Here is a 17682-nt window from a genome sequence, read left to right as displayed (position 1 = left end):
ACACTCGTCACCAGCATGACGCGGGTGTTCACGCCCCTTGCTCTCACCTTAAAACAATTAAAAATCAGCAAATTAAGATATAAGCATTCATTCTGGCACAAACCCTGCTTCGTCTATGCCGATGTGTCGGCGGCTATACCGTCGACATAACCTTTATTCCATCAGAGCCGCGGAAGGAGACCCTGTCATGAACCGGTTCGTTTTAGCAGACCCCAGGAAATGCATTGGCTGCCGCACCTGCGAAGTCGCCTGTGTGCTGGCCCACAGTGATGGCAACCCGTCATCGCTGTCTACGGAACATTTCACGCCGCGACTCAAAGTGGTGAAGGGGCTGAATGTCAGCACCACGATTCAGTGCCGTCACTGTGAAGATGCGCCCTGCGCCAATGTGTGCCCCAACGGGGCTATCGTTCATGCCGGCGATCATATCCGGGTGCAGCAAGAGAAATGTATCGGTTGCAAAACCTGCGTGGTGGCTTGTCCGTACGGCGCCATGACGGTGATCAGTAAACCGGTGGCGCGTATCAGCCATTATCAGACGTTGGGCAACTGTATTAAGGCGGAAGCGCACAAGTGCGACCTGTGCGAAGGACGCGCCAACGGTCCGGCCTGTGTCGAAGTCTGTCCTACCAAAGCCCTGCGCCTGATAAGCCGGGACGACATTCAGGAGATGATCCTACGTAAACAGCGGCGCGCAGCACTTGATGAAGCCGCGGAAATGAAATTCTGAGCGTGCCGTCGGTACAATGAAGGAGAGCAATGTCATGCAGAAAGTGATTACCGTCTGCCCATATTGTGGGTCAGGCTGCAAAATTAACCTGTTGGTGGAAAATGGCAAAGTGGTGGGCGCAGAAGGCGCCAACGGCCTGACCAACGAAGGCGAACTGTGTTTAAAAGGCTATTATGGCTGGGATTTTCTCAACGATACCAAGCTGTTAACCCCGCGACTGAAACAGCCGATGATCCGCCGCCAGAAAGGTGCGCCGTTCGAAGTGGTCTCCTGGGAGGAGGCCATCGATTTCGCCAGTTCCCGCCTGAAAGCCATCAAAGAGAAGTACGGCGCGGACGCCATCATGCACACCGGTTCCTCTCGTGGCCCGGGTAACGAAACCAACTACGTGATGCAAAAATTCGCCCGTGCGGTCACCGGCACCAACAACATCGACTGTTGCGCCCGCGTCTGCCACGGCCCCTCCGTTTCCGGCTTGCAGGTTACGCTGGGCAACGGGGCGATGAGTAACTCGATTTGTGAAATCGAAAAAACCGACTGCATTCTGGTGTTTGGTTACAATGCCGCCGACTCCCACCCGATCGTGGCGCGTCGCATCATCAAAGCCAAAGAGCGCGGCGCTAAAATCATCGTTTGCGACCCGCGTCATATCGAAACCGCCCGCATTGCCGACCTGTGGCTGCCGCTGAAGAACGGCTCCAACATGGCGCTGGTCAACGCGTTCGCCAATGTGCTGCTCAACGAAGGGCTGTATGACACGAACTTTGTGGCGCAGCACACCGAAGGGTTCGATGAATACCGCGCCATCGTCGCGAAATACACCCCGGAATACGTCGCGGACATCACCGGGCTCGACCCGCAGTTGATCCGCGATGCGATTCGTATGTATGCCGCTGCGCCGTCCGCCACCATTTTGTGGGGCATGGGCGTCACCCAGTGGACGCAAGGGGTCGACGTGGTGAAAGGCCTGTCCGGCCTGGCGCTGCTGACCGGCAACCTCGGCCGCCCGAACGTCGGCGTCGGCCCGGTGCGTGGGCAGAACAACGTACAGGGTGCCTGCGATATGGGCGCGCTGCCGAACCAGTTCCCCGGTTACCAGAAAGTCACCGATGCAGATGTGCGCGAGAAATTCGCCAAAGCCTGGGGCGTGCCATCGCTGTCTGACCGCATCGGCTACTCGCTGACCGATGTTCCGCACATGATCAAAGAAGGCAAGATCAGGGCTAATTACCTGATGGGGGAAGACCCGCTGCAAACCGAGCCGGACTTGTCGGTGGTGCGTGAAACCTTCAACCAACTGGAATTGTTGATAGTTCAAGACATCTTCATGACCAAGACCGCCGCCGTAGCGGATGTTATCTTCCCCGCGACTTCGTGGGGCGAGCATGAAGGGGTATATTCCGCCGCCGACCGTGGTTTCCAACGCTTCTACAAGGCCGTGGAACCGAAAGGCAATGTGAAGCCGGACTGGGAAATCATCAGCCTGATGGCAACCGCCATGGGCTACCCGATGCATTACAACAACACCCAGGAAATCTGGGATGAGTTGCGCAACCTGTGCCCGCTTTACTACGGTGCCACCTACGAGAAAATGGCCGGTCTGGGTTATATACCGTGGCCGTGTCTGACCGAAGACAGCCCCGGAACACCGTGGTTGTACGCCGGTAACAAGTTCGACCGCCCGAACGGTAAAGGGTTGCTGTTTGCGACGGAATGGCATCCGCCGATGGAACTGACCGACGCCGACTACCCGCTGGTGCTCTCCACGGTGCGTGAAGTGGGCCACTACTCCTGCCGCTCCATGACCGGCAACTGTACCGCACTTCAAACGCTGGCGGACGAACCGGGCTACGTGCAGATGAACCCGGAAGACGCCGCCGCGCTCGGTATCCGCGACCAGCAGCTCACCTGGGTGGCATCGCGCCGCGGCAAGGTGATCAGCCGGGCGATGGTCAGCGAACGCATCAATAAAGGTGCGGTTTATATGACCTACCAGTGGTGGATTGGCGCCTGCAACGAGCTGACGCTTGACGAAGTGGACCCGATCGCCAAAACGCCGGAATACAAGCACTGTGCGGTAAAACTGGAGCCGATCGCCGATCAGAACTGGGCGGAAAACTATGTCAGACAGGAATACAGCGCGCTGAAGGCCCGTCTGCGTAAAGAAGCGGAAGTGGCGGGTTAACGCCTACCTCTCCTCTCCTGCCGGGGAGGAGAGGTTCTTTCTCATTAATTCCACAGCCTTATCCATTGCCTCGTCAGGAAACCCTTCCAATCAATCTGTACAACTCTCAGTCCGCATTTATGCGCATAGAGTTGGATTTTGAAGACGGCCCACAAATGCTATGATCAGCACGACTAAGTTCTGTTAGTAAATGGATACCCTATCTGGTCTGCATCCCCGATCAGATGACAACTATCAGGCAATGCTGTTTGAGCTGCAGGAGTACGACCATGCCAAGACTGACCAATGATGAATTACTGGCTCTGTTGAATGATACAGAGTCAGATCGTGCTGAACGTAAAGAAACATTTAAGGGCGATGTTCCTAAGAAAGCACGTCAGGCAGTCTGCGCTTTTGCTAACGATTTGCCAGGGTATAACCAGCCTGGAGTATTGTTCATCGGCGCGAAAGATAATGGTGACCCCAGCAATCTGGAAATCACTGATCAACTACTGTTGTCTTTGGCGGATATGAAAACAGATGGAAACATCCTACCTTTACCTGTTTTAACGGTTGAAAAGCGAACGCTCAAAGGCAAGGATATCGCAGTAGTAACCGTCATTCCTTCCGACATGCCACCAGTAAAGTATGAAGGCCGCATCTGGATACGCACTGGCCCCCGGCGTTCAATTGCCAATGCCCAAGAAGAGCGTGTGCTAAACGAGAAACGCCGTTATAAAAATTTACCCTTTGATATTTATCCGCTCCCCACTGCAAGGCTAAGTGATTTATCTCGAATGATTTTTGAAAGTGAATATTTGCCACAAGCATTTGCCGACGATGTTCTGGAAGAAAATGGGCGAAGTTATGAAGAGCGTCTGGCGTCGTGTCGTATGATTGTATCTCCTGAAGATACAACGCCAACAGTCCTCGGTTTGCTTGCACTAGGAAAAAGCCCGCAAGATTTTCTGCCTGGTGCCTATATTCAGTTTTTGAGGATAGACGGCACAGAACTTGCTGACCCAGTTATTGATGAAGAAGAAATCAATGGCAGCATTGTCGACATGCTCCGCCGAGCAGAAGAAAAGCTAAAAGCGCACAACCGCTCAGCAGTGGACATTACCTCACACGCAACCCATCTGATTTCATCACCCTACCCACAAGCTGCGCTGCAACAGATTCTCTACAACGCTGTTCTACACAGAACTTACGAGAGCACTAATGCGCCTATTCGTGTGTATTGGTTTAATGATCGTATTGAAATCAATAGCCCTGGTGGTCCCTATGGTAATGTCACTCCAGAAAACTTTGGTCAACCCGGTGTGACAGACTACCGTAATCCTAATATTGCCGATGTGTTAAAGACATTTGGCTTTATACAGGCTTTTGGTCGCGGTATCGCTACCGCCAGACGGGAGATGGATAGGAATGGTAATCCACCTCTGGAATTTGAGACAAACCAGACAGCAGTGGTCTGTATTTTGCGAGGTAAACCATGAGCATCCCAGTTCTGACATTTTTCAATAACAAAGGTGGCGTCGGCAAAACCTCTTTGATTTATCATCTGGCCTGGATGTTTGCTCATCTGAGAAAAAGAGTCGTAATAGCGGACCTGGATCCTCAAGCCAACCTAACGGCGGCCTTTCTGGATGAAAATCGTATTGAAGCCATCTGGAATACTCCAAGCTCCAGTTCCACTATTTATCAGTGCATCAAGCCGTTAACCGGTGTCGGTGATATCACTCAACCACACCTACAAAACATTGCTACCGACCTTTATCTTTTGCCTGGAGATGTGGCGCTATCTGGTTTTGAGGATTTGCTGTCATCTGAATGGCCAAATAGCATGGCCGATAACAATTTATATCGTCCAATGCGAATACTGACCGCATTTTGGCAAGTCATGCAGATGGCCGCCGAAAAAGTGCAAGCTGACATTATACTGGTTGATATCGGCCCCAATCTGGGAGCGATAAATCGATCCGTACTACTGGCTACCGATTATGTGGCGATTCCGCTCGGGGCAGATCTCTTTTCGCTTCAGGGCCTGAGCAACCTAGGGCCGACGCTAAGAGGCTGGAAGAATCTTTGGCGCAAGCGTCTGGATAATTGGCAAGATAGCCCCGAATCTCAGAATCATCCTAACTTCAAGTTACCGACAGGCAAGATGCTCCCTATCGGCTATCTGTGTCAACAACACGGAGTACGTTTGGATCGCCCTGTAAAAGCTTATGACAAGTGGGTACAACGTATCCCTTCTGTGTATCGTGAGGCCGTTCTCAATGAAAGTCCGGTTCAGAACATGAAACAAGAATCCGACCCCTATTGCCTGGCCACAATTAAGCATTACCGTAGCCTCATCCCCATGGCGCAGGAATACCGTAAACCGATATTCAATCTGACGTCAGCCGACGGTGCTATCGGCAGTCATGCCAATGCCGTTAGCGATGCCAAAAAAGACTTTCGACAGTTAGCCATCAAGATTGCAGCTCAGATCGGTATGAGCTTATAAAAGCCAATGGCTATAAATGAAACGATATAAACCAAGCGTCCTCAATCTCCGAGCTGCTCACGGATGCTTATCTGAGTCTTATCAGGAAATCCCTTCTATTTCCCGGGCGGAAATGCCCATACGTTGCATACGCGATAGTAACGTGGTGCGCTTGAGGCCAAGTCGGGCAGCCGCACCTTTGGGGCCGGCGACGATCCCATTGGTTTCCCGCAACACCCGAATAATGCGCTCACGCTCCGATTCATCGTCTGCGGCCAGCGGATCCGGCCTTTTGGTTTCCACCGGTGGTGCAATATCACGGTACGACGGTTTGGGCACATCCAGCGGCGACAGGTGATGTTGTAGTTCATCTATCTGCAGATTAAGCGTGGTGCCGCGCGTCAGGATCACCGCCCGTTCCACCACATTTTCCAGTTCCCGCACGTTGCCGGGCCACGGCAACCGGCTCAACTGACGCAACATCTCGGATGGAATGCTGTCGATGGTGCGATTCATACGGCGGGCAATCTTGCGGGTAAAGAACTTCACCAGCAGCGGGATATCTTCCGGCCGTTCGCGCAATGGCGGAATGACGATGGGAAAGACGTTAAGACGGTAATAGAGATCACTACGGTATTCGCGGTCCGCCACCATCTGTTTCAGGTCACGGTTGGTGGCGGCGATCAACCGGACATCCACCGGGATAACTTTGCTGCCGCCCAGCCGCTCGATCTCCCGTTCCTGCAACACCCGCAGCAACTTAGGCTGCAATTCCAGCGGGATATCCCCGACCTCATCCAGAAACAGCGTGCTGTTATCCGCCAGTTCAAACCGCCCCTGACGCTGGCTGGTGGCGCCGGTAAACGCGCCCTTTTCATGCCCGAACAGGTCGCTTTCCAGCAGGCCGGAGGGAATGGCGGCGCAATTCATTTTTATCATGCGCTGGGATTTTCGCTGGCTCAGGCTGTGGATGGCGCGGGCAATCAGTTCTTTACCGGTGCCGGTTTCGCCGAGAATCAGCACGGTACTGTCGCTGGCGGCCACCATCGCCACCTGCTCCAGCACCTGTTGAATCGCTGCGCTACGGCCGATAATTTCACCAAACTCATCACCGCTGCGCTGATGGATATGCTCGGTCAGCTGTTCGGTCAGGTAGAAGTTTTCATGGATCAACGAATCTTTCAGCCGGGTAATCTGCTCATACGCCAGCGCGTTATCCAGTGCAATGGCGATGCGCGCGGCAATCTGTCGCAGCAACCGCAGGTCCGCCTCGCTGACCACCAGCGCTGAACGGTGCGCCAGTTCCAGCACCCCCAACGCCCGGTTACCAAATGACAACGGCAGCAGACAGACATGGGACAATTCACGGTCAAACCACTGACAAAGCGGACGCGGTTCGCCTGGATTCAGGCGTTCCGCCACCTGAACCAGTTGCGGCTGCTGTTGCGCCATCACGCCGTCAGCCAGCGTTTGCGCTCGCTCCACCTCGCCTTGTACCGTTTTCGGCGCGCCTGCCGGCGGGTAAACGGTGGCAAGGTATTTCAGCGAACGCGCTTGCGCATCTGCGTCTTTTAATACCAGCGCGATAAAATCAATGCCGAAGAAACGGTGGATCTCGCGCGACACTTCCAGCGCCAGCGCCTTCAGTTCCAGTTTGGAAATCACGGTATTGGTGACATCCACCAGAATACGCAGGTGATCGCGCTCATGACGCAAGCGCTCTTCTTCTTGCAACACGTGTTCGCGCTCGCGAATGTTTTCCACCACCAGCGCCACCACACCGGCCAGCGTTTGAAAGAAATCCAGCTCGCTGTCGGTAAAACGGCTGCCGTCGGTTTTGAGGAACTCCACTCCGCCCAGCACGCGATGAGTACCATGCAACGGCAACTGACAATAGTCGCTTAATCCGATATACGCCGGCAGGTCGATCAGGTGGGGGAAATCGCGTTGAAAATGCGTCCGGTCGCAGTGCAGCAACGTTTGGGTACTCCACACGATACCGCCGGGACCATTGGCCAGCAGAACCGCCTCTTCGCTGCATTGCGTATGCCCGGAATCACGATCGTGGCGGAAAAAATGCATCTGGTTATGTAACGGATCAAGCAGGATCACATTAACCCGGCCGAACCGCACCACGGAGAATGACACGCTGTCCAGCGCCTGCAACAGGTCGGGGATCGTACGCTGTTGCAGCAGCGACTGAGAAATTTTCAGCAAGGCATCCTGCCAGAGAATAGACAGCCGGGACGGAGAGTCTGTCAGTCGTGTCGCCATAACCACCGTAATCCAATCTCCATAGATAGTGTGGGGAAATAGTGTAAGATCTTCACCGACGAAATGACACGTCACCTCACCAATAGCTTGATCTGAATCGTGCTAACGCGGGCAAATACCCGACAACCGGTTATCTGATGAGCGGTTGCCGCTAGCCGGAAGAACAATAATAAGGATTGTTTATAATTTACGGGATATTCCGTACAAATTCCGCACAGATAAAGTCATCATGCCGTTATGCCGCATTCGTGTTCTTCATTTTCGCTCTTATCTTCTCGCTGCTTAAAATACCATCACATTAAACCCAAATGAAACATTCTAATTACACACAAAAAGCAAAAATAACATTTATTTTCCATTTTCGCGCAATAGCAGCAGGTGATTAAATTTACTGCCGTTTTTATTCGGATACTGGTATAACCTCGTGTTATCGAGCCATATTATATTTTTATGAAAAAGAAGGGTAATTACTGTTTATTAATCACGTGGGTCATCAACGAATAATAAGACCATCGGGACATAGAAATAAATTAGCGACGATTATTGAATATATTGCTGACTCGAACCAAGATATAAGAAAAAGTTATGATTGATACAAAAAGCGCCGACAGCCATCGCAACAAAATACTCAATACATTGATAATAAATAATTTATTATCAGCACGCTGGCGACACTTTATCGGCAACCAACCTATTTTCAGTACAAAAATAAGGTGTTTTACCCCCCATAAAGTGATGCATTTCATTTTATTCGCAGAAAAAAAGGGAAAAAATCCCAATTCGTTGTAATATCCCGCGCGGCAGACACAACACCCCACAAACAAATCAGGGTATCGGCCTGCGTATGTCTCATGACATCTTTGACCGCTACGCTGCAATAACACTGGTGTTGTCTGAATACATTCATCAACATGAGGTTTCTATGCAAAGGCAGAAGTTATTAATACAGATAATGCTGGCGATCGTGCTCGGTATTCTGATTGGCTGGGCATGCCATACCTATCTGGACGGCGCCCGTGCCAAAGAAGTGGCGTCTTACTTTAATATGGTGACCGACATTTTCCTGCGTCTGATCAAAATGATCATCGCGCCGCTGGTGTTCGCCACCCTGGTTTCCGGCCTGGCGAGCATGGGGAACTCTTCTGCCGTAGGCCGCGTCGGCCTGAAAGCCATGACCTGGTTTATTACCGCCTCTTTCCTGTCGTTGTTGATCGGCATGATGCTGGCGAACTTCTTCCAGCCGGGCGTCGGCATGAATCTGGTCGCGCCGGTCAACCACGTCACCACCGGTCTGAATACCGATGGTTTCACGCTGAAAAACTTCATCAGTCATATCTTCCCGAAAAGTATTGTGGAAGCGATGGCTAACAACGAAATCCTGCAGATTCTGGTGTTCTCGCTGTTCTTCGGATCTGCGCTGGCTTACGTCAAACACCACAACAAGCAGGCCAATTTCATTCTGTCGACCATCGAAGAACTGGCCAAAGTGATGTTCCGCGTGACCGACTACGTAATGGCGCTGGCGCCGATCGCCGTCTTCGCGGCGATTGCTTCCGCCATTACCACGCAGGGTCTGGGGCTGATCTACGACTTCGGCAAGCTGATCGGCGAGTTTTATCTTGGCCTGGCGCTGCTGTGGGCGGTGTTGTTCCTGGTGGGTTACGCCTTCCTCGGCCGCTCCATCCTGGTGCTGGCGCGACTGATTCGCGAACCCACCATGCTGGCTTTCGCCACCGCCAGCAGCGAATCGGCGTACCCAAAAACCATGGATGCGCTGACCCGTTTCGGCGTACCGAAAAAGATCACCAGCTTCGTGCTACCGCTGGGTTACTCCTTCAACCTGGATGGCTCCATGATGTACCAGTCGTTCGCCATTCTGTTCATCGCCCAGGCGTACAACATTGACCTGAGCTTCACTCAGCAGATCCTGATCCTACTGACGCTGATGATCACCAGTAAAGGGATGGCGGGCGTGGCGCGTGCTTCCGTCGTCGTCGTCGCCGCGACGCTGCCGATGTTCAGCCTGCCGGAAGCCGGCATTCTGCTGATTCTCGGCATCGACCAGTTCCTGGACATGGGCCGTACCGCGACCAACGTTATCGGCAACAGTATCTCTACCGCTGTGGTGGCCCGTCTGGAAAAAGACATCACCGACGATGAGGAAGAGGCCGAAGCGGACGTGGTGCTGCAACAAGCCAGACAAGACGCCTGATCCGCACGGAATTCAGCTAATCCTCCTACAGCGGCTCCGGCCGCTGTTTTTTATGGCGCCGGACGACGTGCCGTCATCGCTCGCCAGAATGACTCCGACGCCACGTTCAGCCGGGCATCCAGCCGATACAAATACACCGGCATCTTCATCACGGCGTTATCCAGTTTCAGCACCACCAGTTGGTTGTGCGCCAGCTCATCACGGATGGAATAATCGGGCAGCCAGGCAATGCCCAGCCCCTGCTTCACCATACGCCTGAGCAAGTCACTCATTGAGGAGACAAAACTGACGGTAAAACGTTCGGGCGGTAGCGTGGAGAGATAACGATTGACCTGACGGCCCATATAACTGGTGTCGGTGTAGTTGAGCAGCGGCAATGTGGCGGCCCGCACATCAAAATGCGGTTTGCCGGCCGCATCGCAGGCGCAAACCGGGTATAACGTGGAATCCATGATACGGGTATGGCGAAACGGCTCCGACATCAGTTCCTCGTTATAAAACGAGAAAATAAAATCGCTGCGCCCCTCCTTCAGGTTAAGTACCGCATCATCGACATCAATCGACTCGACATAGAAGATTTTCTCCTGCAAGTCCGGCACGTTTTTCAGCAGTTCCGGCATCACGAACACCGACAACGAATGCGCCGCCGCAATGCTAATCTTGTTTTTGTAGTGGCTGCCGCCGTGCAGTTTGTGAATCTGGTACTCCAGATCGTCGAGGGTATTGCGGATGTGGGCGTGGAAAATTTTGCCCTGTTCGGTCAATTGCAGCGGTTGCGCGCCTCGGTCAAACAGGTCGAACCCTACCGCTTCTTCCAGCGCCCGGATACGCCGGCTGAACGACGACTGGGAAATGTTACGCGTCTCGGCCGCCAGTGTGAAACTGCGAAACGCCTCCAGAGCGATAAAATCATATAACCACTTGGTTTCAATGTTATTAAGCATCACCGACCACCGCTGATAAAAAGCATTTCACGCATAACACCTACAAGGTTATGCAAAACATACATAGACGATGGGAATTTCGCAATTCACATTTTCGGGCGCTATGCGATGATTTTTCCACTCCAGACTCTTCGCAGCGAGGCGGAAAACGTGAACCCTGTAATCGGAATTCTTGGCGGCATGGGCCCCGGCGCTACCGTCGATGCCATGCAAAAACTTATCCGGCAGACTCCGGCGCGCAAGGATCAGGAACACATTCCGGTGATCGCCGTGTCTATTCCGGATATTCCCGATCGCACCCAGTGCATTCTCAATCACAGCCCGTCGCCGCTGAAAAAGATGATTGAGTACATGAGAATTCTGGAGAACGCCGGCGCTACCTGCATCATCATCCCTTGTAATACCGCACACTATTGGTTCGAGGATTTGAAACAGCACACTCAGGTGGACATGATCAGTATTATTGAGGCAGCCTGCCAGCAGGTGGCTGAACAACGCGTTCGTCACGTTGCCATTCTGGCCACCACCGCTACCGTGCGCAGCGATATCTACCAGCACGCGCTGGCCGATCAGCAGGTGCGCTGCACGTTGCCGACCAACGAGCAGCAGGACGCGGTGATGAACAGCATCTACGCTTACAAGGCGGGCGATGTCGCGCAGTCGCGGGCATTATTATTGCCCGTCGTCGCCTCGCTGCGTCAGCAAGGGGTAGAAAAAATGATTCTGGGTTGCACCGAACTCCCACTAATTCTGGAGACAGAAGTGAGCGCGACCCCTGACATCTATCTGGATGCCACCGATGCGTTGATCAAAAAAACCATCGCCTGGTATTACCAGCAGGTGACGCACCCGCCGGTCGCCGCATAATTTTTCTCTGTTGACCGCAGTGTGGCCTCATCGGCATTTGTTATGATAACGCCTGGTGACAATGCAGGGGCTGATTAACAGAGCATCATGAAAGCGAAACCAGTAACGCTCAATGACGTGGCGGCTTACGCCGGTGTGTCTTACCAAACCGTCTCACGGGTGCTGAATCAGGCGCCTCATGTCTCTGCCCGCACCCGGGAAAAGGTGGAGCAGGCGATGGCCGCACTTCACTACATCCCCAACCGGGTCGCCCAGCAACTGGCGCGCCGTAGCGCCACCACCATCGGGCTGGCGACTATCGACCTGTCGCTACATGCGCCATCCCAGATTGCCGCCGCGATAAAAACCACCGCCAGCGAACTGGGGTTCAACGTGGTGATCTCGATGCTGCGCGCGGCAGATGGTAATGACATCCAGCGCGCGGTGAATGAGCTGCTATCGCAACGGGTCGACGGCGTGCTTATCAACGTGCCGCTGGAACAGGAGGAGGCAGAACATATCCACCAGTTATGCGCCGCCACGCCGGTGCTGTTTCTTGACACGCCCCCCACCGCCGACTTACCGAGCGTGCTCTTTGACCCGCAACAAGGCACAAAGCTGGCGATCGACCATCTGGTCGAGTTGGGGCACCGGCGGATCGCCCTGCTGACAGGCCCACAAAATTCCGTTTCCGCACGGTTACGTTACGAAGGCTGGCAGCAAGCGCTGGCAGCGCATTTGCTGATGCCCTGCGCAATTGCCGAAGGTGACTGGAGCGCCAGCTCGGGTTATCAGCAGGCACACCTGCTGCTGGCGAACTCGGTTCGTCCTACCGCCATTGCCGTCGCCAATGATCAAATGGCGCTCGGCGTCCTGCGGGCAATCCATGAATATGGGTTGCGCGTACCGGAACAAATCTCGGTGATCGGTTTCGACGATACCCGCGACAGTGCTTATTTCCAGCCGCCATTGACCACGATTCGTCAGGATTTCAGGCAACTGGGGCGGGAAAGCGTCAACCGGCTGCTGGACTGCCTGCAACACCCGCACACCCCCACCCCGCTGCGACTGAAAACGACGTTGATCCCTCGCCAGACTACCGCCGCCTGGCAGCCTTCCACGTTGTCGCCGCAGGATGTCGCGCAACAACTGATTACACTGGCAAGGCAGTTACAACGCTAACCCCTTCCTCCTGACGCCGGTTTTGTGATCGACACCACTTTCCGGCGTCTCTGCGCTTTACTCCCATCCGGCAAGCCGCGATCCTGACAGCAAATTGTGAGCGGATAACAATTTTTGTTTACCCGCTTGCCAGACAGCTCAGCCACTCACTCTTTCAGCCAATAAAGGAAAGCCTGCTTTATGTCTACTGCTTCCGCTTACGCTCCGCTATCCGGCCTCTCGCTGGCGGATATTCTGGCCAGACGCGATTGGGAAAACCCGGCTTGTCCCCATATCCGCCGGCTGGACGCGCATCCGCCGTTTTCCAGTTGGCGCGACCTCAACGCCGCACGCGACGACCAGCCTTCCGATCGACGCCAGATGCTGAATGGTGAATGGACCTTCAGCTATTTCTCACGTCCGGAGGCCGTACCGGAACAGTGGCTGACACAGGATCTGGCCGATGCGAACCCGCTCGCTGTGCCGTCCAACTGGCAGTTGGCGGGATACGATGCGCCTATTTACACCAATATCAAATACCCGATACCGGTCAATCCACCGTTCGTACCGCAAGACAATCCCACCGGTTGTTACTCGCTCACATTCTCAGTCAACGGTGACTGGCTGGCTCAGGGCCAGACTCGTATTGTGTTTGACGGCGTTAACTCCGCCTTCCATCTGTGGTGCAACGGGCAATGGGTCGGCTATTCCCAGGACAGCCGGCTACCGGCAGAGTTCGATCTGACGTCCTGCCTGCAACCGGGAGAAAACCGGCTGGCGGTGATGGTGCTGCGCTGGTCTGACGGCACCTATCTGGAAGATCAGGACATGTGGCGTATGAGCGGTATTTACCGCGACGTCTACCTGCTGCACAAACCAGCGGTACATCTGCGTGATGTACAACTCACCACCCCGCTACGACACAGCTATACCCAAGGTACGCTGTGCGTCACCGCGCTGGCCAACCTGCCGGAAGATCAGGCTCAGGCGTGGCAACTGGCGGTGCAATTGTGGCGCGGCGAGCAACTGGTGGGGGAACAGCGCGCCCCCTTCGGCACGCCGGCTATTGATGAACGCGGCGCTTATCACGACAGGGTGAGCCTGCAACTGGAGGTGTCGCAGCCCGCTTTATGGAGTGCGGAAGAGCCCAACCTGTATCGCGCAGTCGTGGCGCTGGAGTGCGACGGCACGCTGGTGGAAGCGGAAGCCTATGACGTCGGTTTCCGCGAGGTCGCCATCCGTAACGGCTTGTTGTTGCTCAACGGTCAACCGCTGCTGATTCGCGGCACTAACCGCCATGAACACCATCCGCAGTACGGTCAGGCGATTGATGAAGCGACCATGCGGCAGGACATTCTGCTGATGAAGCAGCATAACTTCAACGCGGTGCGCTGCTCCCACTATCCCAACCATCCGTTGTGGTATCGGCTGTGTGACCGCTACGGTCTGTACGTAGTGGACGAGGCCAACATCGAAACCCACGGTATGCAGCCGATGAGCCGCCTGTCGGACGACCCGCGCTGGCTACCGGCTTATGCCGAACGCGTCACCCGCATGGTGCAGCGGGATCGCAACCACCCCTGCATTATTATCTGGTCGCTGGGCAATGAGTCTGGCTACGGCCCTACCCACAGCGCGCTCTACCAGTGGGTAAAACAGCAGGATCCCACCCGACCGGTGCAGTACGAAGGCGGTGGCGCCAACACGCCCGCCACCGATATTTTGTGCCCGATGTATGCCCGTGTTGATCAGGACCAACCGTTCCCGGCGGTGCCGAAGTGGTCAATCAAAAAGTGGATTGGGCTACCGGGAGAACATCGCCCGCTGATTCTGTGCGAATATGCACACGCTATGGGTAACAGTTTCGGCGGGTTTGACCGTTACTGGCAGGCATTCCGTCAATATCCGCGCCTGCAAGGCGGTTTCGTCTGGGACTGGGTGGATCAGGCGCTGATACGTGAGCAGGATGGCAAAACGCACTGGGCCTACGGCGGCGACTTCGGTGATAAACCCAACGATCGTCAGTTCTGCCTCAACGGTCTGGTGTTCCCCGATCGCACGCCGCACCCGGCATTGTACGAAGCTCAGCGCGCCCAGCAGTTTTTCCAGTTCAACCACCATGAGAATGCCCCGCTGACGCTGACCATCACCAGCGAATACCTGTTCCGGCGTAGCGATAATGAGGAACTGCACTGGCGCATTATGCAGGATGATGTACAACTGGCATCAGGCCGTGTACCGCTCGATATTGCCCCTCAGGGTTGCCAGACCCTCACTCTGCTTGAGCAGTTGCCTGCGCCGCAACACCACGCCGACATGTGGTTGACGGTAGAGGTGATTCAGCCGAACGCGACCGACTGGTCGCCTGCCGGTCACCGCTGCGCCTGGGATCAATGGCAATTACCGATGCCGCTGGCACGCCCAACTCCACGCCGTGACGATGGCGAACGCCCGACGCTGAACCAGAATGACGACCAGTTCGAGGTTATCCACGGCCAGCAGCGCTGGGCGTTCAATCGCCATAACGGGTTGCTGACCCAGTGGTGGCGCGATGGGCAAGCGCAGTTACTCAGCCCGCTACAGGACAACCTGGCGCGCACGCCACTGGATAACGACATCGGCATCAGTGAAGTCGACCGTATTGACCCGAATGCCTGGGTAGAACGCTGGAAACTGGCCGGGCTGTATCGGTACGACACCGACTGTCGGCATATTCATGCCGATACCCTCAGCGACGGCGTGCTGATCACCACCGAACACATCGGTCATTATCAGCAACAGGTGCTGTTCATCAGCCGTAAACAGTGGCGCATTGACGCGCAAGGCGTGCTGACGGTAAGCGTGGAAGTGGACGTCGCGCGTCACCTGCCTTCACTGGCGCGCGTCGGCCTCAGTGTGCAACTGGCGGCGGTCACCCCACAGGTAAGCTGGCTGGGGCTGGGCCCGCACGAAAACTATCCTGACCGACGCCTTGCCGCGCTGCACGGTCGCTGGCAACAACCGCTGGAAGCGATGCACACGCCATACATTTTTCCATCGGAAAACGGCTTGCGCTGTCACACCCGGGAGCTGCGCTACGGCGACTGGCTTATCGAGGGCGATTTCCATTTCGGTATCGGCCGCTACAGCCGACAGCAACTGATGGATTGCACTCATCACCATCTATTGCAGCCGGAACCGGGCACCTGGCTCAATCTGGACGGCTTCCACATGGGCATCGGCGGTGACGATTCCTGGAGCCCCAGCGTTGCGCCGGACTTCCAGCTAACCGCCCCTCACTACCGTTACCAATTGCAACTGCAGTTACGATAATCCCCTGCGGACTGGCTGCATCATCTTGTTGCCAGTCCGCTATTTTTCCACCGCAACTCCATGCAAACGCCGCGCAATCACGGCAATCCTGCGAAAAAAACAACACATTGCGCATTCCCTCGCCAAACGCATCAAAAATGTGGTTTACACCTTTGACATGCACAACAGACCCCGTTATCATGCGCCCCGTTCCAACGATTCCTCTGTAGTTCAGTCGGTAGAACGGCGGACTGTTAATCCGTATGTCACTGGTTCGAGTCCAGTCAGAGGAGCCAATTTAAAGAAACCAGATGTCTACTGACGTCTGGTTTTTTGCTTTTTATCAATTGGTTATCCCCTTTTTCAGGTTCACCCTCATCCATTCAAAACCACTCGAAGCCATACCCTTTTGCTGGTAAAAATACGGGTAAAGCGGGTTCGATTTCGTATTTACCAGCAATCGGAGGGAACCGTCATGCCACTTACTGATACTAAAGTAAAAAATGCCAAACCATCCGAAAAAGTGGTGAAGCTCACTGACGGGTTCGGTCTCTACCTGCTGGTACATCCCAACGGTTCCAAATACTGGCAGTTGGGTTATCGCTTTGAAAGGGAAACAGAAGGTGTTTTCCATTGGCGTTTACCCGGCTGTTTCACTGGCGGATGCCAGACAACGCCGGGATAAAGCGAAAAAGCTGTTAGCAGCAGGCATTGACCCCAGCGCCAAAAAGCAGACGGACAACAAAGCTGTTCAGGAAAAGCGTAACAATATTGCCAGCATCCCTCCCAACGTACCGTGCGTTGTATCAGGGCTGATGCCTGCTCGCCACTTTCTGTTTCATGCACTTCATATCCCACGATTTTTCAGCTGTACAGGTCTTCCACCAGATACAGGTAAAACCAGCGTCCCTTCACGGTCGACGGCAGCCATGTAATATCCCACGTCCACACCTGATTCGGCACGCCGGCCTGCCAGAGCTCCTGGCTGGAGTGACTTTCCGGGCCGCCCCCGTTGCAGTCCCCGCCGGTACACTTCGCCATGCCGTCGCAGCACCCGATAAAAGGTTGACTCGCTCGCCAGATAAATCCCGTTATCGGCCAGCGTCGGGACGATTTGTGACGGGGGAAGGCTGGCATAGGTTGGCTGATGGCACACGGCCAGTATCTGCTGCTCTTCTTCCGGGCTTAACCCGTTGATGCGGCAGTCAGTCGTATTTGGGATCTTGTGCCAAATAATGCTGGGTGTGTCGCAGGGACATGATCGCCAGCAGCCATGAGCCGGTTGAAGGTGAGTAACTTTATGTTTATGGATTTCCCGGAGAGGATACTGCCGTCAATTTTGGTGAGCACCACCAACGCGGTCTCGCCGTATTCGCTCATGAAAAAGATTTTTCTACCGTTCTAGGGTGTGTCCCGTAACTATTTTTTGTACAGATCAACATTGTTATCACTGTGCAAAGAGCGCTTTTAAGCGCCCCCAAAGCGCTCAGTGTTTAACCAAAAATCACATATCGGAAATCATTCATACAACACTTTTTCGTATGCTGGGAGGTTAAGGGACACCCCTGG

Annotated in this window: 10 protein-coding genes, 1 tRNA gene and 2 pseudogenes; 10 read left to right on the top strand and 3 right to left on the bottom strand. The window is 54.5% G+C overall.

The features are described 5' to 3' along the window. Nucleotides 1–187: 187 nt before the first annotated feature. From DCH402_RS07025 to DCH402_RS07010, 4 genes are all read left to right on the top strand, one after another. Nucleotides 188–730, top strand: coding sequence for a 4Fe-4S dicluster domain-containing protein (locus tag DCH402_RS07025; RefSeq protein WP_040000475.1), 543 nt, complete (start codon nt 188–190; stop codon nt 728–730). Nucleotides 731–764: 34 nt separating this feature from the next. After that, complete coding sequence (gene fdhF / locus DCH402_RS07020) at nt 765–2915, top strand: formate dehydrogenase subunit alpha (protein ID WP_040000474.1); 2151 nt, start codon at nt 765–767, stop codon at nt 2913–2915. A 269-nt stretch (nt 2916–3184) separates the two neighbouring features. Continuing rightward, nucleotides 3185–4393, top strand: coding sequence for an ATP-binding protein (locus DCH402_RS07015; protein WP_040000473.1), 1209 nt, complete (start codon nt 3185–3187; stop codon nt 4391–4393). Further along, nucleotides 4390–5406 (top strand): ParA family protein, encoded by a 1017-nt coding sequence (locus DCH402_RS07010; protein WP_040000472.1) that lies wholly within the window; start codon nt 4390–4392, stop codon nt 5404–5406. The genes DCH402_RS07015 and DCH402_RS07010 overlap by 4 nt, the downstream gene beginning before the upstream one ends. A gap of 81 nt (nt 5407–5487) precedes the next feature. Here DCH402_RS07010 and flhA read toward each other — a convergent pair whose 3' ends face one another. Next, nucleotides 5488–7659 carry a formate hydrogenlyase transcriptional activator FlhA gene (gene flhA, locus DCH402_RS07005; RefSeq protein WP_040000471.1) on the bottom strand — a complete coding sequence of 724 codons (2172 nt, stop codon included), beginning with the start codon at nt 7657–7659 and terminating at the stop codon, nt 5488–5490. Nucleotides 7660–8581: 922 nt separating this feature from the next. On the opposite strand from flhA, the gene DCH402_RS07000 reads away from it, so the two are divergent. After that, nucleotides 8582–9871, top strand: a complete 1290-nt coding sequence (locus DCH402_RS07000; RefSeq protein ID WP_033577715.1) for a dicarboxylate/amino acid:cation symporter — start codon at nt 8582–8584, stop codon at nt 9869–9871. A 50-nt stretch (nt 9872–9921) separates the two neighbouring features. Here DCH402_RS07000 and hypT read toward each other — a convergent pair whose 3' ends face one another. Next, nucleotides 9922–10815 (bottom strand): hypochlorite stress DNA-binding transcriptional regulator HypT, encoded by an 894-nt coding sequence (hypT, locus tag DCH402_RS06995; RefSeq protein ID WP_040000470.1) that lies wholly within the window; start codon nt 10813–10815, stop codon nt 9922–9924. A gap of 150 nt (nt 10816–10965) precedes the next feature. On the opposite strand from hypT, the gene cuyB reads away from it, so the two are divergent. The 5 genes and pseudogenes from cuyB to DCH402_RS21120 form a co-directional block, all read left to right on the top strand. After that, nucleotides 10966–11682 carry a cysteate racemase gene (gene cuyB / locus DCH402_RS06990; RefSeq protein WP_040003455.1) on the top strand — a complete coding sequence of 239 codons (717 nt, stop codon included), beginning with the start codon at nt 10966–10968 and terminating at the stop codon, nt 11680–11682. A gap of 87 nt (nt 11683–11769) precedes the next feature. Continuing rightward, a complete protein-coding gene (locus tag DCH402_RS06985) occupies nt 11770–12843 on the top strand; it encodes a LacI family DNA-binding transcriptional regulator (RefSeq protein ID WP_040000469.1) in 1074 nt (357 codons plus the stop codon). A gap of 180 nt (nt 12844–13023) precedes the next feature. Then, complete coding sequence (locus DCH402_RS06980; protein ID WP_040000467.1) at nt 13024–16134, top strand: beta-galactosidase; 3111 nt, start codon at nt 13024–13026, stop codon at nt 16132–16134. A 199-nt stretch (nt 16135–16333) separates the two neighbouring features. After that, a tRNA-Asn gene (locus DCH402_RS06975) sits at nt 16334–16409 on the top strand. A 179-nt stretch (nt 16410–16588) separates the two neighbouring features. Beyond that, nucleotides 16589–16892 (top strand): annotated as a pseudogene (locus tag DCH402_RS21120) (Arm DNA-binding domain-containing protein); the annotation flags it as partial. On the opposite strand, the pseudogene DCH402_RS23000 reads toward DCH402_RS21120, so the two are convergent. Then, nucleotides 16888–17308 (bottom strand): annotated as a pseudogene (locus DCH402_RS23000) (DDE-type integrase/transposase/recombinase); the annotation flags it as partial. The pseudogenes DCH402_RS21120 and DCH402_RS23000 overlap by 5 nt on opposite strands. Nucleotides 17309–17682: the final 374 nt, after the last annotated feature.

This window comes from Dickeya chrysanthemi NCPPB 402 (assembly GCF_000406105.1).
In the GTDB taxonomy this organism is placed as follows: domain Bacteria; phylum Pseudomonadota; class Gammaproteobacteria; order Enterobacterales; family Enterobacteriaceae; genus Dickeya; species Dickeya chrysanthemi.
The sequence above is the reverse complement of the archived record's forward strand: the minus strand, read 5'-3'. Positions and strand labels throughout refer to the sequence as shown.